The sequence below is a fragment of the uncultured Fibrobacter sp. genome (assembly GCF_947305105.1).
In the GTDB taxonomy this organism is placed as follows: Bacteria; Fibrobacterota; Fibrobacteria; order Fibrobacterales; family Fibrobacteraceae; genus Fibrobacter.
The window spans coordinates 60,327-85,612 of sequence record NZ_CAMZCS010000011.1 but is presented as its reverse complement, the minus strand read 5'-3'; the positions used below and the strand labels follow the sequence as shown (position 1 = coordinate 85,612).

Here is a 25,286-nt window from a genome sequence, read left to right as displayed (position 1 = left end):
TTATATGAATTTGAAAGTAGTTGCTTTGGCGTTAGCTTTGGGATGTGCCGTATCGGCACAGGCTGCCGCCGACAAGGTAGTCGGATACTTCCCGTATTGGAGCCAGTATTCCCAGTTCTATCCGAAGGATATCCGGTACAACATGGTGACGCATGTTCATTATGTGTCCCTGATGCCGGGCGAAGACGGTTCGCTTGCCTTCGTTGACGAAAACGATGCTGTAAACTTCAAGGACTTGGCCAAGTTCACCAAGGAAAACGGAGTGAAACTGGTCGTCTCTGTCGGGGGTGCCGAAGCCGAAGGTAACCTGAAGGCCATCGCCTCTTCCGAGGAACTCCTTCCGACGTTCGTCTCCAACATCAAGAGTTGGCTATCCACGAACGGCGGCGACGGTATTGAACTTGACTGGCAGAACATCACTGCCGAAGATGCCGAAGACTATTCCAAGCTGGTCAATGCGCTGGTGAGCGACATGCCCGGCATGATTGTCGCCTCGTCCATGTACCCGTACATGGCGCAGGAAGCCTATTCTGCCGAGACGATGAACAAGCTTTCCTACATCGACGTGTTCATGCCCGACCAGATGACGGAAGAATCTTCTGAACTCGTCCCGAACCAGGGCGCCACCAAGATTCACGAGATGCTTTCCATGGTAAGCGACATGGGTATCGAGAAGGACAAGCTTCTCCCCGTGATTTACCTGTACGGCAAGTCCTTTGTCGGCGCTACGGGTTACGGTTCTTCCCACCAGGGCTTCGGTAGCGGTAACGAAGGTTACCTCGGCTACAACGAACTGATGGGCAAGTTCGACGAACCCGACTACAAGGTCACTTTTGACGAAGAATCCAAGTCGGAACTGGCTGTCAGCGCTTCCGAAGCGATTGTTTTCATGGGGATTCCCTCTGTGAAGGCTGTTGCCGAAGATGTCAAGAACGAGGGCTTCAGCGGCGTGGCCGTGTACGAGCTCGACCAAGACCATCACGAACCGATTGTTTCGCTCCTCGTGACCATTGGCCTGCAGCTCCGCCCGAACGTCAACTACAAGGCTGCGAAGAAAAAGTAGTTCGTTCAACCAAATCGGTTTGAGTACAGAAATCCGTCCTGCTGTCAGGACGGATTTCTTTATTCATTGAAACGCCCGAAATTTAAGCCCCCGAAATGAATGGTTGGCATAAATAAAACCTCACCAGCAACGGCCGGCGAGGTTCCTTTTTGAGTTTTCTTATTCACTTTACTGCTTGTTCCAGCGGAGCTTTGCCGTACGGCTTCCTTGGCGCACGATAGCCACGTAGGATCCGCTAGACAGGTCTTGCAGGCCGATGGAGTGGGTTCCGACGGAATAGCGGCTAGACTGGCTCTTTACGCGGTTGCCGATGGCATCGTAGATGTCCAGTTTGACAAGCCCGGCCCTCTCGGTGCTGAACGAAAGCTTGGAACCGGTCGACCAGATGTTTAGTCCACGGCTTGTTGCTACGATCGGCCGGATGGCGTCTTCTTCTTCCTTGTTCTTGTTCAAGAATGCCTCGTGTTCGGCCAGGTTGACCGCGGCGGCGGCATCCCCGACGGTAATCGTTACAGATGCGACCAGAGGCAAGAAGTATTCGGATTCTTCGACATTTGCCGTAACCGTAACGATTGCATTCTGGTCTCCTGCGACCAAATTGGCTCCGCTACGTGACAGGTATTTCGATGTCGGCTCGCCGTCAAAGGTGTAGGTAATCTTGGAGCCCATCAAGGATGTATCGGGGACGGCTTTTTCGGCGGTTCCACCCAAAGCGATGGTTGCGTCCTTGAATTTGGCGGTTATCCTGTTGCGGGCCTTGGTGTACCTGAAGGTAATCGTGTCTTGCATGGCCCTGTAGCCGGCTACGGCAGGAGCTGTGGCGACGATTTTTGCTTCGCCCATGCTGTTCATTTCGAACATCCACACCTTGTTGTTGTACATGGTTCCCGAGCAGGAGGCGATTTTGCAGGTCGCGCTCTTGACGTTTATGATTTCCGGGTTCAGAGATTTGAGGGTGAACTTGGCCCCTTCAATGGTTGCGTCGTTCGTGGTCAGCAAGTATTCCTTTTTGCCGTCTTCGTCGTAGTCCAACCCTTGGCTGGAGCCTTGCGTGTTGCTGCAGTTGCCGACATAGTCGCACGCTCCGTCGGAGAACCCGGGGATGGACTGCCCGGCAACCTGCGTGATACTCACGACGGATTCGGAACCGTCGTTGCCTGTGAGGATGGCAAAGCCGTAATCATGGATATCGAGTGTCGAACCGGAAACGGACACGACGGCCTCGTTGCTGGACGTGTAGGTGCAGCCGGACTTCAGTGCGTTGGTAATCTGCGTTTCAGTTTGCTTGGCAGAGACGCTCTTGAATGCGCAGCTGCCTGTGTTCTTGCCCTTGACGAGCGAATCGGCCCAGTTGCGACCGTTCTTCGTGAGGTATTCCTTGACGATGCTTCCAGAGGTCGTGTAGCTTGCGCCGGACAGGGCATTGAAGTTGTTCAATACGGCATCGCCTGCGAACATGGCGGACTGCTCGCTCTTCTTGTCAATGGAACTTGTCTGCTGGCGCAGGCTCCAGTTGCAGTTCGGGATTTGCTTCTGGTCCATGTAGTTTGTCCATTCGGTTGTGGCGCCAGCGCTCGGGCTTCCGTCTCCGGAGGCCCCGGTCGTGCCCCATTCGCTGACGAACACCGGGTAGCCGGCATTCAGAGTCTGGTCAATCCTGCCGCTGTAGGCTCCCTTGGAATGGCTCGCTGCATAGAAGTGCAATACGTAGGCGATGTTCGTGGAATTCACAGGGTCGTTTGCGCCTTGTTGCGGATTCTGCGACCAGGTCGGAGTCCCGACAATAATCAGGTTCTGCGTGTTGGCGCGGATGGCAGGGCAAATCGTGTTGGCGTAGCCCTTGACGGCGCTCCAGTTACCGCCACTTCCGTCGACCGGTTCGTTGTAGATTTCGTAGATGATGTTCGGCACGTCCTTGTACTTCTTGGAAACGGTCTCGAAGAATGTCTTCGCGAGCGAGGTTTCTGTATGGGCGCGGTGGCTGTGCCAGTCAATGATAATGTAAATGTCGCTTTCGATGGCGGCGGCGACCATGTTGTCGATCAGGCTCAGGTAGCTGTCCGGGGAACCCTTGTAGGAACTTTCCGTTGCAAGGGGGTTCTTTGTGCCTCCGTCGCTATCGTAGTACTGGATGCCGAGGGCAAAACGGATAACGTCGATTTTGAGGTTTTCTGCGGCCCAGGCGACAACGTTCTTGTTGTAGTAGGGCTGGCCGGTACCGTCGGACCAGAATAGGCTCATGCCGCGGAGCATTGCCTGCTCGTTGTTCTTTGCGCCTATGATCTTGTTCCCGCTAGTATGGAGGGCTCCATAATAAGATACGGGGCCTACGCGTTTGGGCGAAGCATCTAGCGCACCCGCAAGAACGGGCGTCGTGATAAACATCGCCAGACATAGAAGGACGTTTTTTATATTCATAGTTTTATTCCTGTTTTGCTATTTCAAAATAACGTTACCTGAGCCCAATCGCATACCCTATATTAGAAAAAAAATGGTTACGGTCGTAAACGTTTTAACCGATTTACCCGTAACCACCAGCTATGAAAATAGATTCGTTTGCCCGCTTCGGCGCTAGTGGAGACCCATAAAATATGTTATTTTTGTGACGAGGTGATTTCCCGCACATTGTCGTTGGTGGGGGTCGTTTTCTTTTTGACAAAAAAAAGTGTTCCAAATTACAAAATGGCCGAAAATCAGGCAGAATTGTAAATATTTGCTAAAAAAACGGATTTTTAGTGCTTTTTTTATTTAAATAGAATATATTAGCGCCAAAACTGGCCCCATAGCGGGGCTATCACTTTTAACAAAGAGAGAGAATTATGAATAAGAAAATACAACTTCTAACAGCAATAGCTCTTGCTTCGACTGCTGCATTCGGCTTCGTTAAGTGGGAAGGTGACACTGAAAAGGTTAATACGGAACTTGACAACAGCACCGAAACGGGTGGCTATTGGTTCGATTACAACGACTCCGCTGACCAGGGCCTTTCCAAGGTCGTGTGGCCTGTCCAGAAGGGTACCGAATACGACACGAACTCCCTGCAGCCGATCGTTGAATACTGCCACGGTATTTGCGGCCACATTGTTCTTTCCGGTGCTGCCTTGAAGTACGATCCGTTCGTCGGTATCGGCTTCAACATCGTCGGTGAATCTTCTGCTTCCGACAGAACTCCGGCGGCCGGTAATGCTTCCGCTTGGGGTGGCGTCTGTATCGCCTATTCTTCCACGCTGGCTCCGGTGCTCGAACTTGGTCTTGGCGACGCTGTCGACAAGGCTCTCGAATACGATAACCCGGTTGTCAAGCTGCCGAAGAGCAGCGATGGTACCATGAAGGACATTCCGTGGGAAGACTTTGCTCAGGCTGGTTGGGGCAAGGGCGACAAGATCGATGGTCCTACCGCCGCTACCCAGCTCGTTGCCCTCAAGTTCAAGGTCCAGGCTAAGGACGGTTCTGAAGGTGACTTCAACATCATGCAGATTGGTCCTCTCGGTAGTGGTTGTACGCCGAGCGCAATCAAGTCTTTCCGCGCCGCTTCTGCTGGTGTGAAGGCTCTGGTTTCCGGCCGTACGCTCTCCTTCTCCGGCATTTCTTCTGACGCTTCCGTCGAGGTTATCAACCTCCAGGGTCGCGTTGTCGTGAAGGGCATGGTCAAGGGCGCTTCTTCGCTCGACCTCTCCTCCATCGATGCCGGTGTCTATATGGTCCGTGTTTCTGGCAAGGCTGTTGACTTCAGCAACAAGATTGTCCTGAAGTAATTGTCAAAGATTGAAAGGGGGAGTCGCCGGTGCGGCTCCCTTTTTTTGTCCCTTTTTAGGGGCGTTTTTTACCCGGGGTGCGTTGGGTCACGCTTAAGAGTGTTTTTCCATTACAAAGTGTCTGGAAAAACGTTTTAAATGTATATTTTAGGGAAAACGAGGTCCCGTATGTTCGCTAAAAAAATAATGTTCTCGCTGCTTTGCGCATCTCTTGTAGGGATGGTTGCTTGCGGTGACGAAAAATCCGATCACGCTGATAACAATCCTGTTATGCCGCCGTCTCCGACTTCTTCGGCGGATCCGTTCGCTGTACCGGGAATGTCCACTGGCGTAGATCCTTTGCCTACTTCATCGACGAATATCACTCCGCCGGCACCATCGGGTAATTATGCGGCTCTCGCACCAACGGCCGATTTGACCAAGCCAGTTCTTTTGTATGAAAGCTGGAAACTTGCCCATGTCGCAGCTATGGAAACGGAAATGGCTACTTATCCGTCTCTTGCGGGCGATTTCAGTGAAGTCTTCAAGGCCGATTACCTTCCCGCAAGCCGCGTGGTATGGGCCGCTCAATCAAGCGGTGGATATAAAAAGCAGTGCTCTGTTAACGACGCGGCAGTCTCCGAAATGAGATATCGTGCTTGCACCGTTTCGGAAGGCATTGGCTACGGTTTGCTTCTTTCGTATTTCCACAACGATACCGAAACGTTCCTTCGTCTCTGGAATTACAATCGCGCTATCAGGAAATACAATGGTTCCACTAACCTTATGCCGTGGATTGTAGAAAGCTTCACGTACAACATTGTTGACGACGCTAGCGCCACAGATGCCGACCTGGATATTGCGACAGCGCTTATCTTGATGTACTACAAGTCTAATCTTGAAGTCTATAAGACTGACGCTTTGGCCATTATCAACGATCTCTGGAAAGAAGAAATCGAGCCGACTTCCAAACTCATTATGTCGGGTAATACACCGATGTGGAACGGGAAGGGCTCGGGCCAGATTATATACAATCTGAGTTATTTCTCTCCGGTGGCGCTTCGCCTTTTTGCCCTGATTGATCCTTCCCACGATTGGAATGGCGTTCTGGATGCCATGTACACCTACATGGCCAAGGTGCAGGATGGTGGAACCGGTGTGTTCCCGGACTGGAGCAATGCTGCTGGCGTTGCTGTCGAAGCTCCGAACGGCTCTTCCACGAATACTTATTACCAGTTCAACAAGGAAAGCGTTCGCATTCCGTGGCGTATCGCATGGGACTACTATTGGTATCAGGATCCCCGTGCGGCGACCGTGCTGAACAAACTCAATAACTTTATTGTGGAAAAATCTTCTGGAGATGTAAAGAGCTCCGCTCTGGGTACAAACTATTCATGGAACTTGAGCCTAGGTGCCGACAAGACAATGAACGTGGTTGCTGGAATGTGGCTGGGCGCCTGGTGCTCGACGGGTATTGCGGGTAATGCTACATGGTTGTCTAATTGTACAACGGAACTCAATGCAAGGCAATTGACCAACTCGACCTCCAGTTACTTCACCGACATTCTTTTGGTGATGTACAGCCAGCTGTTGAACGGCATGTTCGTGAAACCGTTCTAGTTTTTAGTGCATAATACACAATGTTTTTTGACCGTTGGGGTTTTCCGACGGTCTTTTTGTATATTCTAGGCATATGGAAAGTGATTCTTTGATCGAAAATGGCGCCGAGGTAGATTCCTCTACGCCAGAACAGGTGCTCCCGTCGCCGGAGCAGCTGGGCATTTCGGTTTCGTCAAGCCCCGTGCCCGAATTGACCGTGGGCGACACGTTCGACTACCAGGTAACGGTGAGCTGGAGCGTGCAGGGGAGCTCCCTGCTCGTAGTTCCCGTGAGTTCTGCGACGGCCAAGGGCTTGACCCAGCTCGGCATGTCGCAGGAATCGGCGCGGTCCGTGAAGGACGGCGCCGAGATTGCCTCGATTACGTTCACCTATAAGTTGATGGTGCAGGACACGGGAAACCTGAATATCCCTGCGCTCCGTTTTGAAATCCCTACGGCACTGGGCTCCTCGATAGACTTGCGCAGCGAATCCGTGCCCGTGCGCGTAGAGGCTCCCTTTAACCCTCTGCCGCTGGCCGTGGGCGCGGCAGTCGCTGTTTGCGTGCTTTTGGCCGGCCTGTGGCGTACCCGGCGTCGCGCGGCGGCACGGGCCGCAGAGGCGGCGAAAAGTGCGGCCGAGCGTTCCCTCCGCGAGCGTATGGACGTGCTGAAACAGCGAGTGAACGTTGCCGACAGCCGCGCATGGCTTTTGGAACTGGAAGGCGCCTGCAAGGAATACGCCCAAGAAAAACTGGGCCTTGCCGCAGCCGACGTGAACTTGGAAACCCTCGTGAAGGACGGCAAACTCGAAGGCTGGGAAACCCTTGTGGAAGAGTTCGCACACGCCCGCTACGGCGGCGGCCAGCGCGACGGGTTCCAGAATCTCGAAACATGGAAAGCCGCCATACGGCTCATGGGTGTAAAAGAGGAATAAAAAATACAGAAAGGCCGCAACCAACAAAGGTTGCGGCCTTGCGCTTATTACCACTTTAACAAATTAAGGTTTTATGTAAGAGATACTGCCGAACGCAAGTCCCATCTGGTCAACGCCTTCAATCTTTGGCTCTATAAATCCTTAAAGTCATCAATGGAAAATTCTGCTGCAAACAGATCCCCGTTGACTATCGCGTTCAACGAATCGCCCATGTCGAGCTGAATGGAAACGATTTGATTTTGAACGTCAAAATCTAAACATATACCCTCTTTTTTCGTGAGGTCGGCAACGTCATGCCCTCCATGGCCATCTTCTCCGGCCAGCCAGAAACCGAAGTTCACATAGGGTTCGCGTTGCATTTTGTTTTTCTTAAAATAGACGTTCATTGCAAGAATGTTCATTTTAGGATCCATGCCCGTTATAATAAATGCAGAATCACTAGTGTTAAGCCCGTTCCATTCGTTGACAGGATGTACAAATTCAATATACGAAGCTCCGCCATCAGCCGAATCCGTTTCGTCTTCAATGCCTAATTCCTGCAAGAATTCATTATATTCGTCCGGAGTATAATGGTTTTCGCTTGCACACTTTATTGTGCGTACTATTTTTTGTGTGCTTTCTAGCGGGCTCCAGATTCCGTTGCTTTCAAGGAATCTAATTTGTCAAAAAATTCATTTGTGGCATCGATTGAGGCGTCAAATTGATTATCCAATTTTGTTTCATATTTTGTGTACGCGTCAAGGAATCCAACGATTCATTTGACGAGATGCGGTAACATTCTTTTCGGTTTGGCTGTAAGAACCGTCTTTTTGTTTTTTTTAAAATCCAGCTTTTGTCAAGAACTCGAGCGATGCGCTGATTTCGGCCGCAGAAATTTCGTTGCAACAACTCTTGGCCATTTTACTCGGAGTGGCGCCGGGCATCATCGGAGCTAATTCTCAAACCACCGGATTTTTCCAGCTGTCAAAATACTCGACGGCTTCCTTGTCCACCACGCGCACCTTGTATTCGGGCGCAATGAAAAATTTGAAATTTATTTAAAAAAGTTGATGTCTTTTATAAAAAATTTTCTATATGACACGCCGCTTGTCATATACGGCCATTCGCGGTCATGTATTGCCTTTGATAGTTTGTATAAAAAAGGCCGCGACCTCAAAGTCGCAGCCCTTTCTAAAGCCAGGCTCCTTCACTCATACCTCAAAGGGAGCGAAGCGACCGGCCTCATGCCTCATGGCTCAGAAGTAAGCTCTGCTTACTTCTGATGTGCCTTGAACCACTTGATGAGCCCGTTGGTGGAGCTGTCGTGGCTCAGTTCGGCGTCGGCCTTGGCCAGTTCCGGAAGAATCTTCTTCGCGAGCTGCTTGCCGAGTTCAACACCCCACTGGTCGTAGCTGTTGATGTTCCAGATAACGCCCTGGGTGAAGATCTTGTGTTCGTACATGGCGATGAGGGCGCCGAGCGTTTCCGGAGAAACGTAGTCCATCATGATGGAGTTGGTCGGCTTGTTGCCTTCGAACACCTTGTGCGGAGCGAGGAATGCGATTTCTTCTTCGCTCTTGCCATCCTTGCGGAGTTCTTCCTGGGCCTGGGCGAGCGTCTTGCCGTTCATCAAGGCTTCGGGCTGGGCAAAGAAGTTGGAGAGCAGCTTCTGGTGATGGTCGCCGACCTTGTTGTGGCTGTTGGCCGGGGCGATGAAGTCGCAAGGAATCATCTTGGTGCCCTGGTGGATCAGCTGGTAGAAGGCGTGCTGGCCGTTCGTACCCGGTTCGCCCCAGAGGATCGGGCCGGTCTGGTAGTTCACGCGCTTGCTTTCGCGGTCGACAGTCTTGCCGTTCGATTCCATGTCGGCCTGCTGGAAGTAGGCGGCCAGGCGGTGCAGGTACTGGTCGTACGGGAGCATCGCGTAGCTGGAAGCGCCGAAGAAGTTGTTGTACCACACGCCGATGAGGGCGAGGATGACAGGCATGTTCTTGTCGGCCGGAGCGGTCTTGAAGTGCTGATCCATTTCGTAGGCGCCCTGGTGGAGCTTCATGTAGTTCTCGAAACCGATGCGGAGCGCGATGGAGAGGCCGATAGCAGACCACAGGGAGTAGCGGCCGCCGACCCAGTTCCAGAATTCGAACATGTTGGCAGTATCGATACCGAAGGCGGCAACGGCTTCGGTGTTGGTGGAGAGCGCCACGAAGTGCTTCGCGATGGACTTCTCGTCGCCATTGAAGGCCTTGAGGACGGCGGCCTTTGCGGTTTCGGCGTTCGTCATGGTCTCAAGAGTCGTGAACGTCTTGGAAGCGACGATGAAGAGCGTTTCTTCGATGTTCACCTTCTTGAGCGTCTCGGCCATGTGCGTGCCGTCGATGTTAGAAACGAAGTAGACTTCTGGAGAGGTTTCGCCGGCGATCGGCTTGTCGGCATACGGCTTCAAAGCTTCGGTGACCATCACCGGACCGAGGTCGGAACCGCCGATACCGATGTTCACCACGTACTTGATGGCCTTGCCGGTGTGGCCCTTCCACTTGCCGCTGCGGACGAGGTGGGTAAAGTCTTCCATGTGCTTGAGAACCGCACGGACTTCGGGCATCACGTCCTTGCCGTCGACGCAGATGGCGTCGCTGCCCTTGTAACGCAGAGCGGTGTGGAGCACGGCGCGCTTTTCGGTGGTGTTAATCTTTTCGCCGCCGAAGAACTTCGCACGCATGTCTTCGAAACCGGAGAACTTCAGGAGGTCCTGGAGCTTGGCCATGGTCTCGTCCGTGATGATGTTCTTGGAGTAGTCCAGGAAGAGGCCACAGGCTTCCAGGCTGAACTTCTCGGCACGGGCCGGGTCCTTCGCGAAGAGTTCCTTCATGTGCCAGGTCTTGGCGACTTCGGCATGGGCCTCAAGGGCCTTCCATTCCTGAGAATCAGTCAGTTTCGACATAGATTAATCCTTTCCGCAAGCGCGGGTATTTGTTGCGGTGCTAAATTTAGAAAAAGTAGAAGCGGGGAAGTAGGATGTAGGAAGGATAAAAACTCTAAAAAGCAAAGAAATAATACAGCTTTAAGAGCGGTGAGCGATGTGCAATGAGGTGTGAGGCTCGAGCCATGAGCAGTGAGCGGTGAGGTCGTGCTTCGCACTCTGAGGAATGAGGTATAGTTTCTGTAGTTTTACTTCTCATTGCTGACTGCTCAAAAGGGTTTTTGCTTCGATTCATATCTATAAAGTGGTTAGTGTTAAAGTACCATAGCCTCCTAACCACCAACCACTAACCACTGCCTACTGCCTACTGTCTACTTCCTACTTCCAACTTTTTTTTATACATTTAAACCATGGACACTTCTATTCTTGACAAGGCGATTGTTTTTGCGGTGAAGGCGCACCAAGGGGCTGAACGCAAGGGGAAGGGCTTCCCGTATATCGTTCACCCGATGGAGGCCGTCTCGATTGCCGCTACCATGACAAACGACCAGGAACTCCTGGCCGCGGCGGCATTGCACGACACTGTCGAAGATACGGCGGTGACGCTCAAGGATGTTGAGCGCGAGTTTGGCAAGCGCATTGCAGAACTGGTCGAGGCGCAGTCCGATATCGTATTCGAGGGCAAGAGCCGCGAAGATAGTTGGAGGCTGCGCAAGGAAGAAGCGATTGAACGTCTGACTTTGGCAACGAACGAAGTGAAAATCGTGGCCCTTGCAGACAAGTTGAGCAATATCCGCGCCATCTATCGCGATTACCAGGCGATAGGCGATAAAGTGTGGGATTTGTTCTGTGTCAAGGATGCTGCATCGCACGAGTGGCATTTCCGCGGGCTGGCCCGTGCACTCGGCAGCCTGAAGGCCACTTTCGCCTACAAAGAATTCGTCGAGACCATTGACAAGGTCTTTTAAGGCGATACGTTGAAACGCTCCGAAAAAAATGCTCGTACTCTCGTTACGCACGAGTTCCCTGCGGTTTTTGACCGCCATTCCCGTGTGTTGCTGTTGGGCTCGATTCCCTCGCCCAAGTCCCGTGAGGTCGGTTTTTATTACGGGCATCCGCAAAACCGTTTTTGGAAGGTGCTCGCGCAGGTCCTTGGCGAGGCAGTTCCCGGCACAATCCCGCAAAAGAAGGCCATGCTCAAAAAACATCATGTGGCGTTGTGGGATGTTTTGGAAAGCTGTACAATCGTGGGGGCGAGCGACACGAGCATCGAAGATGCCGTCCCCAACCGAATTGGTGAATTGGTGAAGTTTTCCCAGGTGACGCGCATTTTCTGCACCGGAGCGACAGCCTATAAACTGTACCAGAAATTCTGCGCGAAGGATGTCGGAATCGATGCTGTCAAGCTCCCTTCGACATCGCCTGCAAATTGTGCAGTCCCTTTCGATAAGTTGGTGGATGCGTATAAAATAATTTTACCGGACGGGTAAGCGTCCGGTAAATTCAGGCTTGCTGGAAAATTGCTTTAGGGCTGTGGAGGTGGCGGGTTGCCCTGCGGGCCGGGCCGTCCGTTTTTCTTGAGTTCCTTGAACTGTTTCATCTGTTCTTTGCGGAACTGGTTGAACTTGTCGAGCTGTTCCTTCGAGAGGATTTTCGAAAGGGCGGCAACTCCGTTGATGCGGTGTTCAAGGAGAGCCTTGTCGGCTTCGAGAACTTGTGCCTTTGCGACTTCTATGGCGTTCGGGTCGTTGTTCTCGAGGGCCTGTCCTAGGGCCTTTTCAGCTTCGTGCTTGTTCTTGCGGAGTTCCTTGAAGATGGAGTCTCCCTTGGCTCGGCTTGCGTCAAGTGCAGTCTTCTGTTCCGGTGTCACTTCCAGCATGGAGTCGATGACGGCGGGATCCATCTTGTGCTTGAATTTATGACCCTTGAAGTCACCGTGGGGGCCGTTCTCCTTGAATTCTCCCGGATGGTGCGGGCCGCCTGGGGGCGGCATCATGCCATGGCGCGGGCACGGGCCTTCCATTTTTTTGCAGCAGGTCATTTCGCTCTTGTTACAGCACATGCTGCATTTGCCGCAGACGTTCCCCAGGAAGAACCCCAGGGCCAAGGCAAGCACGGCAAGGCTTGCGGTGAAGAGTTTTGCTCCTTTCATATTTTTACTCCTTTATTAAATAGCTGAAGCCGACCGTTTCTTCGAGCGTTTCGAACTCGTCGCTTGCCGAGTTACCCAAGTTGGAATACCAGCTCAGAACTTCGGAGGGCGCAGAATCACTGATAGATACGTATTCGGTGGATTGAATTTCTTCGTTGTTTATGTTATCTGTAAATGCGGGGAGGATTGCCGTGAGGGCAACGAGGGCGATGCTTGCGGCAATCGGGATGGCACTGTACCAGCTCTTGATGCTGATGATTTTGCCCTTTGCAGGTGCAGCGCTTGATTCTGCGTCCAGACGGGCGCAGACCTTGGCCCAGGAATCTTCCCTGGGGGTAAGCCTTTCGAGCTTCGAGAAGTCGATTTTGTCAGCCATGATTCTTACGCTCCTTCAAATAGTCCCTCACTAAATGCCTTGCGCGGCTGAGCCGTGCCTTGACAGTGCCCTCGGGCATCTTGTAAATCGAGGCGAGGTCCTTCACGTCGAGGTCCTCGGCATCCTTGAGCCAGAGCATACTGCGCGTTTCTGCCGGCAGCTGTGCGAGGCCCTTTTCCAGAAGTTCGGTGTCGATGTCCCCGTTTTGCAGGTCCCCCTTGCCAATAACTTCTTCGACAATGGTATCCAGCTTTTCATCCTCAAGCTCGCGGTGGCGCTTTTGTGAGCGCAACTTCATGAGGCAGGCGTTGACCGTGAGGCGGTAGAGCCAGGTCCCGAGAGCCGAATCCCCCCGGAAACCTTGAACTGCCTTGGGCACCTGCACGAACACGTCCATGAGGATGTCTTCGGCCTGGTCGCGGTCCTTCAGCATGCGGAAGGCGAGGTTCAGCACGTTCGAACTGTGCCCCTGCCAGAGCAGGGAGAGCGCTTCGCGGCTGCCGTCCTTGAGATGTTGAAGTATCACTTTTTCGTCCATAGTACCCTTTTGATGCATACCAAAGAGCATCGGTTGCATTATATAAAAATTACTATATTCCCCTTGGATGTTCAAAATCTTCTGGGATAAGTTGAAAGAGGCTTTTGCCTCGGTTTTGCCCGTCACGCTGATTGTGCTTGCGGTGTCGTTTACCCCTCTTGTCTCTTTTTCGCCCAAACAGCTGATTGTTTTTGCCATTTGCGCCGTTTTTTTGGTAGGGGGCATCGGGCTTTTTAACCTGGGGGCCGACCTTGCCATGACCCCGATGGGCGAGCATGTGGGTTCCGGCCTTGCCAAGTCGCGTAGGTTGATGCTGCTCGTTTCGGTGTGCTTTGTGATGGGCGTGCTTATTACGGTGGCGGAACCAGATCTCTCGGTGCTTGCGGAACAGGTGAAAAATGCCGTGGAACCGACGCTTTTGATTGCCACAATCGGTATCGGTGTCGGGATATTCCTGGTGTTGTCTATCGTGAAGATTGTCTTCAAGAAGGACCTCTCGACTATTATCATCTTCTTCTACCTTGCGCTGTTCATGTTCGGCATGCTCATGGTGACCTTTGGCAAGGATATGTTTGTGCCGCTCGCGTTCGATTCTGGTGGCGTGACGACCGGGCCTATCACGGTGCCCTTCATTATGGCGCTCGGCGTGGGTGTGGCTGGCGCTATTGGCGGCAAGAATGCGAACGAAAACAGTTTCGGTTTGATTGCGCTTTGCTCTGTTGGCCCGATTATTGCGCTCATGGGGCTTGTGATTCTTTCGAAAGGGGACCTGACTTACCAACTTTCGGAATCGGCGTATTCTATCGAAGCCTCTTTGGGGGAAAATTTCGGGCCCACGATTTTCGGTGTCGTGAAAGAAGTTTCGGTTGCGCTCGGGTTGATTGTGATATTCTTTATGCTGCTCCAGATTTCTATTCTCAGGGTTTCCAAGACTAAACTGGCGCAGATGTCCTTTGGCATTGTCTACACTTTTGTTGGCCTCGTTGTGTTTTTGACGGCAGTTGCGGTAGGGTTCATGCCTATCGGTTTTGAACTGGGCAAGCAGCTAGGCAACATGCCGCGTGCTCTCGTGGTGGCGGGATTTGTCCTTGGCATGGTGGTGGTGCTTGCGGAGCCTGCGGTTCACGTGCTCAACAAGCAGGTCGAGGATATTACGGGCGGACTTGTGACCAAGCGGTCGATGCTGATTGCGCTTTCTGTGGGTGTGGGTATTTCGATTGGGCTTTCGATGATTCGCATCATTGTCGGGTTCCCTATCATTTATTACCTGATTCCCGGCTACTTCATTTCGCTTGGGCTTTCGTTCTTTGTTCCCAAACTCTATACGGCTATCGCATTTGACTCCGGTGGAGTCGCGAGCGGGCCCTTGACTTCGAGCTTTATTTTGCCACTCGCCATTGGCGCCTGCGCCGAGCTGCGCGACGGGGGCGATTCGGTATTGAATTATGCGTTCGGGATTGTCGCCATGGTGGCGATGACCCCCCTTATAACCATCCAGGTGCTGGGATTCAGGGCGACATTCTCCAGGGCGCTCCGCAACCGCATGATGATGCGCCGCATCCAGGATGCCGACGACGAGCAGATCATTGACTTTATGTAGAGGCAGCCATGGTGGGTAAACAAAGTGCACTGAAGATTTCAGAAAAGCTAGCCGCGAAAGTCCCTTACCGGAGACGCCGGCAGGAATCCGAACGCAATCGGGTTTCTGTGAACAGGCTGAAAATCCTCGTGACTATCGTGGGGCGTACAAAGGCGGACTTCTACGTAGATTTCATCCAATCTTTTGGAGCGAATGTGCAGATGGTGCTGTTCGGCAAGGGCACGGCTCCCCAGGAATTTTTGAATGCGATGGGCCTTACGGATTCCGACCGCGCCATTATTTTGAGCATCATCGGGGAAGATAGCCTCCGCAATGCGCTGGACGGTTTGGAAGACCGTTTCAATACGATTCACGGCGGCAAGGGCATCGCCTACACCATTCCCATGTCGAGTATCATCGGAAAATCCATTTTCAATTTCTTGAGCGACAACCGTTCGCAGATTCGGAGGGACTCAGTATGAACAAGCACGAGGTCATCCTTTGTATAGTCAACACCGGGTTTTCCGAAGTCGTGATGGCGGCCGCCAAAGACGCCGGTGCACGCGGCGGCACGATTTTGAATGCTCGCGGAACGGCGAACAAAGAAGCCGAATCGTTTTTCAAGATTGCCATCCAGCCTGAAAAAGAAATCGTGATGATTCTGGTGGATGCGAAAATTAAAGATGCCGTGCTGCACGCCCTTTATCAGAAGGCTGGGCTTGATACCATGGGCCAGGGAATCGCGTTCTCGCTCCCAGTAGACGATGTTGTGGGCCTTACTCCATGGAAAGCGGAGGAAGTAAAGAAAGCGGAGTAGACAGTAGGCAGTAGGAAGTGGTTAGGGATAGACGAGAGACGAGAGAAAAAAGTTGTCATTCGCAGGCGCATGACTCGTCGGTTCTGCCATGCTGAAACGCAAGCGTTTTGGCGTGGCATTCGCCTTGGTTGTCATTGCGAAGGGCGAAGCCCTGAAGCAATCTCCGTTAGAGAATCTAGAGGTTAGAATCTAGGGGCTAGGGAGAAATATCACGGCTTCGCCGTCTTATATTGACGCACGAAGTGCGTGATTCTTTTCACTAGCCTCCCACCTAAAGGTGGCCATGCCCACATAAGTGCTAAAGCACTAAGTGGTCAAAGGTAGTCTCTATTTTCTAGCCTCTCGCCCCGAGCCCCGAGCTTCGAGCCTAATACTTAATCACATTCCTTTTCTTGTCGTTTACGCAGCGGCCACCGGCATCGCGATTGTGAATTTTGGGCTTTTCAACCCTCAAAACGCGGGAACGTGGCGTTGATAGGATATCTTCTGTAGGGTTGATGAAGTATTCTCCGACAACTACGGCTGAAGGTATATACATACATGAGGCATTTGATTTTGCGTTGTTGAATAGTGCTGAGTACCCCTTTATATAAAGTGAATCTCCAACTTTAAGTTCAATTTTTTTGGGGTAATAAATCCAGGAAGAATCCAGTGCTTTTGTCATGGGCGATTCTGTTTCGAAGTAAGCCTTGAAATTTCGCAGAAGGACGTGTCTTACCTCTTCCTGTTGGTTGCTAGAAGGGCCTAGGTATCCAACAATGCTGTAATGGCAGAATGTTTCTCCATCTTTTTCGTATTCAACGCAGGCGTTGATATCGAATTTCCCATTTGCAGTATCCATAACTATTGGGACGACTGAATCAACAATCCCCGAGATGTTCACGGTATGCTCTAGACTCGGGAATGTAGACATGTCCGTACTATCCGTGGGATCATCCACTAGTCGTTGCATACCTTTTGGGTTGAGACATTCGTGGTAACTAGGTATGCATCGTTCGCGATCCCTGCCGTTATGGAATGTTCCCTGGGCTAAAACCAACGCATTCAATGCAAGTATGACTACCGGTAAACGCATATAATAAATATACGTTCATTTTGAACAAAGCGGTAGTGGGGGTGAGGCTCGAGCCTCGAGCCTAATACCTAATCACATTCCTTTTCTTGTCGTTTATGCAACGGCCACCGGCATCGCGATTGTGAATTTTGGGCTTTTCAACCTTCAAAACGCGGGACCGCGGCGTTGCCAAAATATCTTCTGTCGGGTTGACGAAGTATTCGCCAGTGGCATGAATGTAGGCGGGGCCGTCACAATGTGTACTTTCGCTAAATAAGAAAGAATATATTGCAGAATAATCTTTAATGTAAAGCGAATCTCCTTCCTGTAGATTGAGCTCTTCAGGGTAGATAATCCATGATGAGTCTACCGCATTGTACATTGCGTTTATTTCATCGGAATCAATCTTAAAGTTACGCAATGCAGCAACCCTTGCATTTGAGCTTATGGTTACGGTATCGTGGTCTAATACCATTTTGCGAGAATATTTTTCCGTTGTTACAGAAGCAATACAACGAGGTCCTGCGCTTATCCAACATGCTGCACTAGTTATGTAATCTACATCAGGGTTAACAACGGTTCCAGAAATGTTTATGGTGTTCTTTAAAAGTTTACTTACGGTATCGCCTTCTATCACATTTTGCATTCCATGGGGATACGAACTGCAATTAGTAGCAGATGCCCCTGAAATCCATAATAATATGCAAAGAAAGCAAAGATAACGCATGAATCTAATATAAATATAGATGATCAAACATGCAAGAAATTTCAATTTTAAAATTGTAAAAAAAAACAAACGTTTGTATTTTCTAGACAAAATAAATGTATAACATAACATTATGAACAAAATTATTTTATTCTTGTTTGCATATTCTATCGTTTTTTCAGCAAATTCTGCTTTTACACATGTAAGAGTTGCTAGTTATGATTCTAATGGGGATCCTGAAGAGGAAATTATAGACTTGTCGATTTGCCTTGAACGGACTCCAACGAAGACTCAAGAATTACTTTATGAGGATGTTATTGGGTACTTTGCAGATGGCCTATACGAAGTTTCAAATGGGGGCAATTATTTAGGCAATGTTACCATTTATACTGGAGAAAGATTCTGTTCTAGCACAACAATAGTATGGAATAAAAAAAATGAATGGCCTCATAATAGCCACTCATTTGTTGAAGATGGCGGTAGAATGGTTGTGTCGGATGATTGGAGTGAGGGGATAGATCACTTAGGGAATGAAGTGAGTCGGTTTGATTTCGGAATTACTTTGGCTCACGAATCTGTTCATCATTTTTATGGTCTTGACGACGATTACGCCAAAACTGCAATTCAGTTTGTTGTTACGGCAGATCCGGATTCAGACAGGATTATCATTTGGGATTTAGTTCGTGACGCAGATGGGTCTCTTAAACCTACAAATAAAATTACATACCCCACACATTATATTGATATGATTTCTCCATTCAAAGATAAGGGAACACCTGTGGTTTTTATCCCCATGGGTGATACATCAATAATTCCTCAAGGCTTGAGCAGCGGACCGATTCGTGGTACCGGGACAATGGTGAACGACTATGCGACAATTGACCAGATTTGGGATAGTACCAGCATAGGGAAATTCTCGTTCAATTTGAAGGATCCAAATGGAAATCACATAGATATCAAGAACGGGGGTTCTGGGACATGGACCCTTGATTTGCCTAGTTGGAATTGGGCAAGGAATAGTTATGCTAGAGCTCTTGATTTGCCGGGAGCAAACAGAAGTTCTGTCGCCCATTCTATAATGGGTAACAGTCATGATGTGGCGACATCATGGTATTGTTCCCCCGATGGAATCAGGGATATCCAGTGGCAGTGGGCGAATCTCAGTACCGAGTTCAATATTGACCCTTATTCCGCACAGGGGATGTGTTGTCGTGATGAAAATGGCAAGCCAATTTCCGCATGGGATAAGGTTACAATGAACCCAGAGAAGGATTTCGTTTATGGTGGGAGCTATCCAAATCAAAGATACTGGTTCAAGTCTCTCGCCAAACGAAAACCGACGGCGTCGGACATGTTTAGGGCTAAGTCATTTTTGACGAATTATAACCCTGCCACGGGCAAAATCCAGGAAGGTTATGCGGTCTGGCTGCATGAGCAAACGTGTGGCCTTGAGAAAACATATGATCTCCCGTACATGAAGGTCGAACTCGCCGGTCAGGATCCGTCCATATACAGAAGGCAGACCCACAAGTACCTAAACATTCGGTGGGATCGCCCTGAAACGGAGAAAATCGTGCTCGTGGACATATCCAGCAGCATGGGTGTTGAAAACAAATTGGAAAAAGCAAAGTTGTCTGCGAAAAATTACATAAAGTCATCCCTAAACGAAGACCCGGCATATACGACGTTCAATAACTCAAACATTTCTGTCGGTGTCTATGCGTTCAATGACAGTGTTGTCAAGGTCCGTTCCCTTATTACGGTTCAATCTTTATTGGGGCTTGATAGCGCAATAGATTCGCTCACGGCTGGGGGCAATACGGCGTTCTTTGATGCGCTGTATTCGGCCATTGACAATTTTTCGGATACGGCCAGTCAAAAAACTCTGTATGTAATCTCTGATGGGATTGACTATAGAAGTACGCATACCGAAAAGGAGGTCGTCAATCTCTATAGGTCCAAAAATATTTCTATCAATACGTTTGCTTATGGAACAAAGGCATGCCGAGGGTTGCTATCTTCGATGGCTGCGGAGACGGGTGGGGAATATTTCGAGGAAGGGTCTGGGTTGGCTCATGAGGTAATCGCGTCAACTGCGAATGTTCTTGCTGCAATGCCAGGGAACACCCAACTAAAGGCAGCCGTAGTCGCTCCAGCTCAGACTTCGGGTGATGTTTATCTTCCTCGGCGCCTCCAGCGTGCCCGCGTCTATGCGTCCTACGATATTCCGTCTTCCAGTTCCACGGGTTCGTCTTCCGGTTCTGCGGGTAGCCCGATTGAATTGCTTACTCAAGGCGGGGCGGCCATCCCGTTTTTCCCGACATCCAATACAATTGGCAATACGGTCTACTTCACCGCCGAAGTTGATTCGGCTACGCTGGTGTCGTTGCCCAATTCTGCGTTCAAGGTCAAGAATAACCTTTCCGGCGCTAATGTAGATTTCAGGGTTATCGCTACGGGTGAGTATCAGGAGCATTCCATGAATGCGACTCTTTTCCCGGAAGGGCTGTTTGAGTGGCCGGTGCAGAAGTATTTCACTGCGTCGGTCCGGGGCCTGAAGGGGATACTTGCCGATGTTGATGCTATTGGAAAACTTGTGTCACCAGACGGAAACGTGGTGAACTTCACTTTGCGCGACGATGGTCTTGGCGGAGATTTCCGTGCAGGTGATGGTCTCTATTATGCAGACATGCCTCCCATAAGCAAGAATGGGACCTATCGGTGGGAAATCACGATGTCCAGTCCCGGTGGTGTCGCGCACACGACCCGCGTGGGGACTACCCTGCCGGATTCAATTCCGTTCACGGAGATTGTAGATCCGAATCCGTTTGAATTTGTCCGTAATGGACAGTTTATCGTTACCGGGTGTTGTACCGACGAATCAAATACCAACCTCGTGAAACTCAAACCCGAAAAGCGGGTGAACGCCTTCTTGCAATCCGGCTCGGATACCGACCGTTTTGAAATCGAGGCCACTCTTGCGGGTCGGAGCTATTCGCTGCGACTTTCCTCGAACGATTTGGGCTCTTTTGACAGGGTCGAAGTTTATCAACCCTCTGATTCTTCGATTCCTGTTTATTCCGTGAACGTGGCAAACAACGGTTCTGGATACATCTCCATCCCGCTTTCGGCAGAATTTGCGAAACCTGGCAATATCGTGGCTGTTGTCGGGACAAATTCGTCCGGCGTGAACTACGACCTGTTCCTGTTGGAAAAGGAAACTGCAGAATTCTCCGTTGGCCGCTTCGAGGTCGCCACGGACTGGCATTCTCAGCACACGACGCTTACTTTGGACGGAAGCCGCAAGAGTGAGGGGAACACAAGCCTCGTCACTCCTGCTGGGTGGAAAATCATCGAGAGCCGCAACATATCGACATCGGATTTTGATGTTATCGGTGAGAGAATGAGCGTGGATGTTTTCGTTCCTGCGAGTACGCAGAATCCGTACTGGATCGGTACGCTGGAGCTCTGGCTCTACGTGCCGTCTTCGAACAAGCGAATCCAACTTGGCGAGCAGATCCAGTTGGATCCCTATTTTGGAAACTGGAAGTCTTACGAGTTCAGGGTGCCGTTCCGCGTGAAGAAAGTTCTTTCAGAACAGCATCACGATGCCCGTTTCCAGATTGTGCTGAATTCTGCGGATTCTCTTTGGATAGACAATTTGCGTTTTGCCGGAAAGTTGACGGATAACCCCGTCAATCAAGTGGAACCGGCATGCCCGCAGGACAACGGATGCAGTTCGTCTACGCCGATAACGTTGCATGTGAACGAGTCCAAGCGTGTCGTTCCCGAAGGTGACCTCTGGATTGAAATTACCGGGTTCCCGAACGATTGGACTCCGGCTGTAGTTACTCTCGGAATCGCTCCGGAGGACGGCATCGAAATGACTGGCTCCATGACATACGACAACGGAACATATCCATTGTCCGGTTGGTACATGGAAAAATCGTTCGGGTTTGTCAGGGGTAAGCGTTACCTTGTCAAGTTGCATAACCTTGGGCACCGCCCGTACAGAGTCAATGCATGGGTGTCTGGTCAGGCGATGGGTGTCGCTTCTCTCGGGTTGCCATACAATGTGGAACTAGGCGTGAATTGGTAAGATGGGGGTGAGGCTCGAGCCTCGCGCCTAATACCTAATCACATTCCTTTTCTTGTCGTTCACGCAGCGGCCACCGGCATCACGGTTGTGAATTTTGGGCTTTCCAACCTTCAAAATGTGAGAACGCGGCGTTGCCAAAATATCTTCTGTCGGGTTGACGAAGTATTCGCCGGTAACTACGGCTGAAGGAAAATATGTGCAGTTTTCGTTTTTTGCGTTGTTGAATAGTGCCGAATACCCCTTTATAAAAAGCGAATCTCCGACTTTAAGTTCAATTTTTTGGGGATAATAGATCCAAGAAGAATCCAGTGCTTTTGTCATGGGTGATTCTGTTTCGAAGTAAGCCTTGAAATTTCGTAGAAAGACGTGTCTTACCTCTTCCTGTCGGTTGCTAGAGGGGTTCAGGTATCCAACAATGCTGTAATGGCAGTGTGTTTCCCCGTTTATTTCATACTCAACACAGGCGTTGAGGTCAATATCACCCAACATGCTATCTGTGGCTATAGGGACAACAGAATCAACAATTCCTGAGATGTTCACTGTATGTTTTAGACTTGGGAATGTAGACATGTCCGTACTATCTGTGGGTTTATCCACCAGTCGTTGCATGCCTTTTGGATTGAGGCATTCATAATAATTAGGTTCGCATTGCTCGTGTTTGGAGGGATCCCTACCATCAGGGATTGTTCCTTGGGCGAAAACCAACGCATTCAATGCAAGTATGACTACCGGTAAACGCATACAATAAATATACGTTCATTTTGAACAAAGCGGTAGTAGGTATGAGGTTGGTACCTCATACCTCATCGCTCATTGCTCACGGCTACCTCTTTTCCATCGCAATGGTTCGGCGGAGTTTCTTGATTTCCTTCGATATCAGGAGTTTCTCGACCGGGAAGAAGCTTTCGTGCTTGTAGATGGCTTCTCTGTAGAGCACGTGCGCCAGTTCCGGTTCTTTTGCGAGGAGTGCTATCAGGATGGCGTTACGCAAGAAGAATTCGTCCATGTCCTTGACTTCGTACTTTTCATAGAAATCGGCAACGAGGTGTGCCGCAGTTTCGTAGTCCTTGACGCGGGCGACTTCGGTGATGTTGAACTCATCTGTGAACGATGCCGGGAAGCGCCCTAGGTTCACGAGCTCGCGGACCTTCGCGTAGATTTCGTTGGTGTCGCGGGCCTCAAACGGGACTCCACGCACCCACTCGATGTACTGCATGCGGAACTTCTTCCATTCGGGAGAAACTTCCTGCACGGTCGTGTCGATGCTATTCAGGTAGCCAAGCAAGGCGCGTTCGATGAACGGGTCGTGCGAGCCTTCCATGAGGGCCTGCACGCGGTCGGGACGGCGCTGCGCGTAGTCCGCAGAATCTAGGTATTCGGGCCAGCAGATTTCGCAGGAGTCGAACACCTGCACGATGTGTGCATTGGAATGGATGAACCTGGCCTCCTCCGCCTTGTTGTCCACCATCGGGGTAAACGTGCTGTTGGGTTCCACGCCGTCCAGCAACGACGACACCATCTTCGAGGTGAACAGGAAGTTCCTTTCGCCAAAGAATTCGGGGTCACGATGGATGCGTTCGAATTCCTTCACGAGCACTGGGTCTGTCTTGAAGCGGTCTATGGACTTCTGGATGACGGGCTGGTCGCTTGCGATAATGATGATGTCGGGTTCTTCCGGCGCCTTGTACAGGCTCACGTAGGGGAACACCACGTCAAGCGCCTTGAGAATGTTCAGGAACAGCTGGTCGTTGAATTCGTATGTCTGGATCCACTGCACCCAGAGTCCGCCCGGCTTCATGTAGCGGCGCATCTTGGCGTAGAACTCGTGGCTGAACAGGCTCGCAACGCCGCTGACCCACGGGTTGCTGGGCACGCTCACGATAAGGTCGTACTGGCGGCGGTTCGTGAGGAAGAACGTGTTCGCGTCGTCGATGTAGATATGCGTGCGCGGGTCATCGTAGCCGCGGGAGTTCCACGGGTAGAAACCCTTCGCGAGGTTCATCATCTCTTCTTCGATTTCGACGCAGTCGAAGTCCTTGAGCAGCGGGTCAGAAAGCAGGTAATGTGCGCCCATGCCGCTGCCAAAGCCCACCATGGCGGCATCGTAAGGTTTAGACATCACGGCCATTGGCATAAATGCGGTTGCCGCCTGCGTGAGTTCGTCGCCTTCGATGGGGTGGTTCCTGTCCTTGCTCATGCTCGCGTCGGCCTTGCCGTTCGTCTTGATGTAGTAATGGACGTTCGATTCGTGGAAGCTGATGGTTGCCGTCTTGCCGTCACGCACGATAATCTTTTCGTCCGGGTGCAAATCCTTGTAAGCGCGGAATGCACCGGAAGTGACAAGCGAGGGGTCGAATCCCATGAAGAACGAGGGGAGAATCATCACGCCGCCAATCACGTAGAACATGGGGCTGCGGCGGAAGCGTTTGCGGTAGATGGCCAACAGGATAAATCCAATAGCGAAGTCGAGAACGGCGGCAAATACCAGAGCGCCCTTGAGCTGCAGGAAGGGCAACAGCAGCAAGCCACCGCCAGCAGAACCGATGATGGAACCGAGCGTGTTCCAGCCGTAGACCTTGCCAATCGGGGCTTCGGACTTGAATGCGCGCGTGAGGATAATCGTAATGAGCGGGAGCGTCATGCCGGCAAAGAAACTCGTCGGCACCATCCACAGGAGGGACAGCACGTACTTGAAGATGCTCCAGCACACGTAGCCGTCATTCGTGGAATTGAATATCTGGTTCGCCTCGTTCATCATCATCCAGAACGGCTGATGGAAATAGAGCGTACACAGTGCGAAGAACGCCATGAAAATCTGGGCGAGCGAAAGCACCACCAGCGAATCTTTTTTCAACAGTTTGCCACTGACCGCACTGCCGATGGAAAGCCCGAGAATAAAGGCCGAAAGCATCTGGTCGAAGCTGTGGCTCGAAGAACCCATGAGCAGGCTGAGCAAACGGATCCAGACAATTTCGTAGACAAAGGAGGTAAGGCCGGTAATGGCTGCAATCCAGAACCAGGTGCTCTTGGGCGGCATCGGTAACTTGGGATCGACATGGGTTTCTTCGGCGGTTTCTTCGACATCGTCTTCGTCGCGAACCGGCGATGTCCCAAAGCCGATAACGCCAAAGATTGTCGCGAGCAAGAAGTTGATGGATGCGGCGACGCAGAGCGTCACGTGGTTACCGAAAACGGGGATGAGCGTGTAGCTCGTAAACAAGATGCCGATGGCGGAACCCAAGCTGTTCGTAAAGTAGAGCATCGGGAGCGAGACTTCCGCACCGCTCTTACGCATGAGCCCGGCTGCGATAAAGGGGAACGTCATGCCGACTGCAATCGCGATGGGAAGCGTACTGCCTGTCGCAAGGACGACCTTCACGACTTCGGCACCGCGGGAACTCAGCCCCGCCACAAAAGAGGAATCGTAGAAAATCCCCGTGAGCCAGTTGTACAGCGGGTGGTACGCCACACCGCCGATACCGATAGCCAGTTCCACGGCGGCATAGCCCAACAGCGGGCGCTTGATTTTTTCGACCAGTTTGCCTGCGACAAAGCTACCGATGGCAAGGCCACCCATGTAGATGCAGAGCGTAAGCACCTGCCCGTAGCTCGAATGTCCGAGGAAAAGTTTGAGGTAGCGTGCCCACGAGCCTTCGTAAATGAGGCCCGCGAACCCGGAAAGGGCAAACAGGAAGTAGACGAGGATGTTCATATTACAATAATAAAAAAAGGCTTGGAA

At 51.1% G+C, this 25,286-nt stretch carries 21 protein-coding genes; 10 read left to right on the top strand and 11 right to left on the bottom strand.

Annotation, left to right across the window (positions count from 1 at the left end):
• Nucleotides 1-4 precede the first annotated feature (4 nt).
• On the top strand, nucleotides 5-1,063 hold the full coding sequence (locus Q0Y46_RS07310) for a glycoside hydrolase family 18 protein (protein ID WP_295681446.1): 1,059 nt from the start codon (nucleotides 5-7) through the stop codon (nucleotides 1,061-1,063).
• Between the two features lie 168 nt (nucleotides 1,064-1,231).
• On the opposite strand, the gene Q0Y46_RS07305 is transcribed toward Q0Y46_RS07310, so the two are convergent.
• Nucleotides 1,232-3,481 (bottom strand): cellulase family glycosylhydrolase, encoded by a 2,250-nt coding sequence (locus tag Q0Y46_RS07305; RefSeq protein ID WP_297946214.1) that lies wholly within the window; start codon nucleotides 3,479-3,481, stop codon nucleotides 1,232-1,234.
• Between the two features lie 401 nt (nucleotides 3,482-3,882).
• Between Q0Y46_RS07305 and Q0Y46_RS07300 the strand changes: the two genes are divergently transcribed.
• From Q0Y46_RS07300 to Q0Y46_RS07290, 3 genes are all read left to right on the top strand, one after another.
• Nucleotides 3,883-4,818 (top strand): T9SS type A sorting domain-containing protein, encoded by a 936-nt coding sequence (locus tag Q0Y46_RS07300; protein ID WP_295681441.1) that lies wholly within the window; start codon nucleotides 3,883-3,885, stop codon nucleotides 4,816-4,818.
• Nucleotides 4,819-4,986: 168 nt separating this feature from the next.
• Entirely contained in the window at nucleotides 4,987-6,417 is a 1,431-nt protein-coding gene (locus tag Q0Y46_RS07295; RefSeq protein ID WP_297946211.1) for a glycosyl hydrolase family 8, read from the top strand.
• Between the two features lie 73 nt (nucleotides 6,418-6,490).
• On the top strand, nucleotides 6,491-7,330 hold the full coding sequence (locus Q0Y46_RS07290; RefSeq protein ID WP_297946208.1) for a BatD family protein: 840 nt from the start codon (nucleotides 6,491-6,493) through the stop codon (nucleotides 7,328-7,330).
• 131 nt (nucleotides 7,331-7,461) lie between these two features.
• Here Q0Y46_RS07290 and Q0Y46_RS07285 read toward each other — a convergent pair whose 3' ends face one another.
• The 3 genes from Q0Y46_RS07285 to pgi form a co-directional block, all read right to left on the bottom strand.
• Entirely contained in the window at nucleotides 7,462-7,872 is a 411-nt protein-coding gene (locus Q0Y46_RS07285; protein ID WP_295681433.1) for a hypothetical protein, read from the bottom strand.
• Nucleotides 7,873-8,148: 276 nt separating this feature from the next.
• Nucleotides 8,149-8,256, bottom strand: a complete 108-nt coding sequence (locus tag Q0Y46_RS07280) for a DUF4423 domain-containing protein (protein WP_297946205.1) — start codon at nucleotides 8,254-8,256, stop codon at nucleotides 8,149-8,151.
• 326 nt (nucleotides 8,257-8,582) lie between these two features.
• Nucleotides 8,583-10,247: a glucose-6-phosphate isomerase gene (pgi, locus tag Q0Y46_RS07275; protein WP_295681427.1), complete on the bottom strand. Its 1,665-nt coding sequence runs from the start codon at nucleotides 10,245-10,247 to the stop codon at nucleotides 8,583-8,585.
• Nucleotides 10,248-10,636: 389 nt separating this feature from the next.
• Between pgi and Q0Y46_RS07270 the strand changes: the two genes are divergently transcribed.
• Nucleotides 10,637-11,194, top strand: coding sequence for an HD domain-containing protein (locus tag Q0Y46_RS07270; protein ID WP_297946200.1), 558 nt, complete (start codon nucleotides 10,637-10,639; stop codon nucleotides 11,192-11,194).
• 9 nt (nucleotides 11,195-11,203) lie between these two features.
• Entirely contained in the window at nucleotides 11,204-11,716 is a 513-nt protein-coding gene (locus Q0Y46_RS07265; RefSeq protein ID WP_297946197.1) for a DNA-deoxyinosine glycosylase, read from the top strand.
• 35 nt (nucleotides 11,717-11,751) lie between these two features.
• On the opposite strand, the gene Q0Y46_RS07260 is transcribed toward Q0Y46_RS07265, so the two are convergent.
• The 3 genes from Q0Y46_RS07260 to Q0Y46_RS07250 are packed head-to-tail and all read right to left on the bottom strand — an operon-like array spanning nucleotide 11,752 to nucleotide 13,292.
• Nucleotides 11,752-12,378 (bottom strand): Spy/CpxP family protein refolding chaperone, encoded by a 627-nt coding sequence (locus Q0Y46_RS07260; protein ID WP_297946194.1) that lies wholly within the window; start codon nucleotides 12,376-12,378, stop codon nucleotides 11,752-11,754.
• 4 nt (nucleotides 12,379-12,382) lie between these two features.
• Nucleotides 12,383-12,754 (bottom strand): hypothetical protein, encoded by a 372-nt coding sequence (locus Q0Y46_RS07255; RefSeq protein WP_295681413.1) that lies wholly within the window; start codon nucleotides 12,752-12,754, stop codon nucleotides 12,383-12,385.
• On the bottom strand, nucleotides 12,747-13,292 hold the full coding sequence (locus tag Q0Y46_RS07250; protein WP_297946192.1) for a sigma-70 family RNA polymerase sigma factor: 546 nt from the start codon (nucleotides 13,290-13,292) through the stop codon (nucleotides 12,747-12,749). Before Q0Y46_RS07250 ends, Q0Y46_RS07255 begins: the two co-directional genes overlap by 8 nt.
• Before the next feature lie 67 nt (nucleotides 13,293-13,359).
• Here Q0Y46_RS07250 and Q0Y46_RS07245 point away from each other — a divergent pair, with 67 nt between their 5' ends.
• Genes Q0Y46_RS07245 through Q0Y46_RS07235 form a run of 3 tightly spaced genes read left to right on the top strand, consistent with a single transcriptional unit; the run spans nucleotide 13,360 to nucleotide 15,688 of the window.
• Entirely contained in the window at nucleotides 13,360-14,892 is a 1,533-nt protein-coding gene (locus Q0Y46_RS07245; protein WP_295681408.1) for a DUF1538 domain-containing protein, read from the top strand.
• A gap of 8 nt (nucleotides 14,893-14,900) precedes the next feature.
• Nucleotides 14,901-15,353 (top strand): hypothetical protein, encoded by a 453-nt coding sequence (locus Q0Y46_RS07240; RefSeq protein WP_297946189.1) that lies wholly within the window; start codon nucleotides 14,901-14,903, stop codon nucleotides 15,351-15,353.
• Nucleotides 15,350-15,688, top strand: coding sequence for a P-II family nitrogen regulator (locus tag Q0Y46_RS07235; RefSeq protein ID WP_290923440.1), 339 nt, complete (start codon nucleotides 15,350-15,352; stop codon nucleotides 15,686-15,688). Before Q0Y46_RS07240 ends, Q0Y46_RS07235 begins: the two co-directional genes overlap by 4 nt.
• Nucleotides 15,689-16,055: 367 nt before the next feature.
• On the opposite strand, the gene Q0Y46_RS07230 is transcribed toward Q0Y46_RS07235, so the two are convergent.
• Together Q0Y46_RS07230 and Q0Y46_RS07225 are read right to left on the bottom strand one after the other, a co-directional pair.
• Complete coding sequence (locus Q0Y46_RS07230) at nucleotides 16,056-16,763, bottom strand: hypothetical protein (protein ID WP_297946187.1); 708 nt, start codon at nucleotides 16,761-16,763, stop codon at nucleotides 16,056-16,058.
• A 61-nt stretch (nucleotides 16,764-16,824) separates the two neighbouring features.
• Complete coding sequence (locus tag Q0Y46_RS07225; RefSeq protein ID WP_297946184.1) at nucleotides 16,825-17,469, bottom strand: hypothetical protein; 645 nt, start codon at nucleotides 17,467-17,469, stop codon at nucleotides 16,825-16,827.
• Between the two features lie 772 nt (nucleotides 17,470-18,241).
• Here Q0Y46_RS07225 and Q0Y46_RS07220 point away from each other — a divergent pair.
• Nucleotides 18,242-21,547 carry a vWA domain-containing protein gene (locus Q0Y46_RS07220; protein ID WP_297946180.1) on the top strand — a complete coding sequence of 1,102 codons (3,306 nt, stop codon included), beginning with the start codon at nucleotides 18,242-18,244 and terminating at the stop codon, nucleotides 21,545-21,547.
• A gap of 27 nt (nucleotides 21,548-21,574) precedes the next feature.
• On the opposite strand, the gene Q0Y46_RS07215 is transcribed toward Q0Y46_RS07220, so the two are convergent.
• Together Q0Y46_RS07215 and Q0Y46_RS07210 are read right to left on the bottom strand one after the other, a co-directional pair.
• Nucleotides 21,575-22,288, bottom strand: a complete 714-nt coding sequence (locus Q0Y46_RS07215; protein WP_297946177.1) for a hypothetical protein — start codon at nucleotides 22,286-22,288, stop codon at nucleotides 21,575-21,577.
• 82 nt (nucleotides 22,289-22,370) lie between these two features.
• Nucleotides 22,371-25,259: a fused MFS/spermidine synthase gene (locus Q0Y46_RS07210; protein ID WP_297946174.1), complete on the bottom strand. Its 2,889-nt coding sequence runs from the start codon at nucleotides 25,257-25,259 to the stop codon at nucleotides 22,371-22,373.
• Nucleotides 25,260-25,286: the final 27 nt, after the last annotated feature.

Coding starts and splice junctions, on each gene's coding strand:
- Q0Y46_RS07310 (WP_295681446.1), top strand. CDS start 5: ATGAATTTGAAAGTAGTTGCTTTGGCGTTAGCTTTGGGATGTGCCGTA.
- Q0Y46_RS07305 (WP_297946214.1), bottom strand. CDS start 3,481: ATGAATATAAAAAACGTCCTTCTATGTCTGGCGATGTTTATCACGACG.
- Q0Y46_RS07300 (WP_295681441.1), top strand. CDS start 3,883: ATGAATAAGAAAATACAACTTCTAACAGCAATAGCTCTTGCTTCGACT.
- Q0Y46_RS07295 (WP_297946211.1), top strand. CDS start 4,987: ATGTTCGCTAAAAAAATAATGTTCTCGCTGCTTTGCGCATCTCTTGTA.
- Q0Y46_RS07290 (WP_297946208.1), top strand. CDS start 6,491: ATGGAAAGTGATTCTTTGATCGAAAATGGCGCCGAGGTAGATTCCTCT.
- Q0Y46_RS07280 (WP_297946205.1), bottom strand. CDS start 8,256: ATGATGCCCGGCGCCACTCCGAGTAAAATGGCCAAGAGTTGTTGCAAC.
- pgi (WP_295681427.1), bottom strand. CDS start 10,247: ATGTCGAAACTGACTGATTCTCAGGAATGGAAGGCCCTTGAGGCCCAT.
- Q0Y46_RS07270 (WP_297946200.1), top strand. CDS start 10,637: ATGGACACTTCTATTCTTGACAAGGCGATTGTTTTTGCGGTGAAGGCG.
- Q0Y46_RS07260 (WP_297946194.1), bottom strand. CDS start 12,378: ATGAAAGGAGCAAAACTCTTCACCGCAAGCCTTGCCGTGCTTGCCTTG.
- Q0Y46_RS07255 (WP_295681413.1), bottom strand. CDS start 12,754: ATGGCTGACAAAATCGACTTCTCGAAGCTCGAAAGGCTTACCCCCAGG.
- Q0Y46_RS07250 (WP_297946192.1), bottom strand. CDS start 13,292: ATGGACGAAAAAGTGATACTTCAACATCTCAAGGACGGCAGCCGCGAA.
- Q0Y46_RS07245 (WP_295681408.1), top strand. CDS start 13,360: ATGTTCAAAATCTTCTGGGATAAGTTGAAAGAGGCTTTTGCCTCGGTT.
- Q0Y46_RS07240 (WP_297946189.1), top strand. CDS start 14,901: ATGGTGGGTAAACAAAGTGCACTGAAGATTTCAGAAAAGCTAGCCGCG.
- Q0Y46_RS07235 (WP_290923440.1), top strand. CDS start 15,350: ATGAACAAGCACGAGGTCATCCTTTGTATAGTCAACACCGGGTTTTCC.
- Q0Y46_RS07230 (WP_297946187.1), bottom strand. CDS start 16,763: ATGCGTTTACCGGTAGTCATACTTGCATTGAATGCGTTGGTTTTAGCC.
- Q0Y46_RS07225 (WP_297946184.1), bottom strand. CDS start 17,469: ATGCGTTATCTTTGCTTTCTTTGCATATTATTATGGATTTCAGGGGCA.
- Q0Y46_RS07220 (WP_297946180.1), top strand. CDS start 18,242: ATGGGTGATACATCAATAATTCCTCAAGGCTTGAGCAGCGGACCGATT.
- Q0Y46_RS07215 (WP_297946177.1), bottom strand. CDS start 22,288: ATGCGTTTACCGGTAGTCATACTTGCATTGAATGCGTTGGTTTTCGCC.
- Q0Y46_RS07210 (WP_297946174.1), bottom strand. CDS start 25,259: ATGAACATCCTCGTCTACTTCCTGTTTGCCCTTTCCGGGTTCGCGGGC.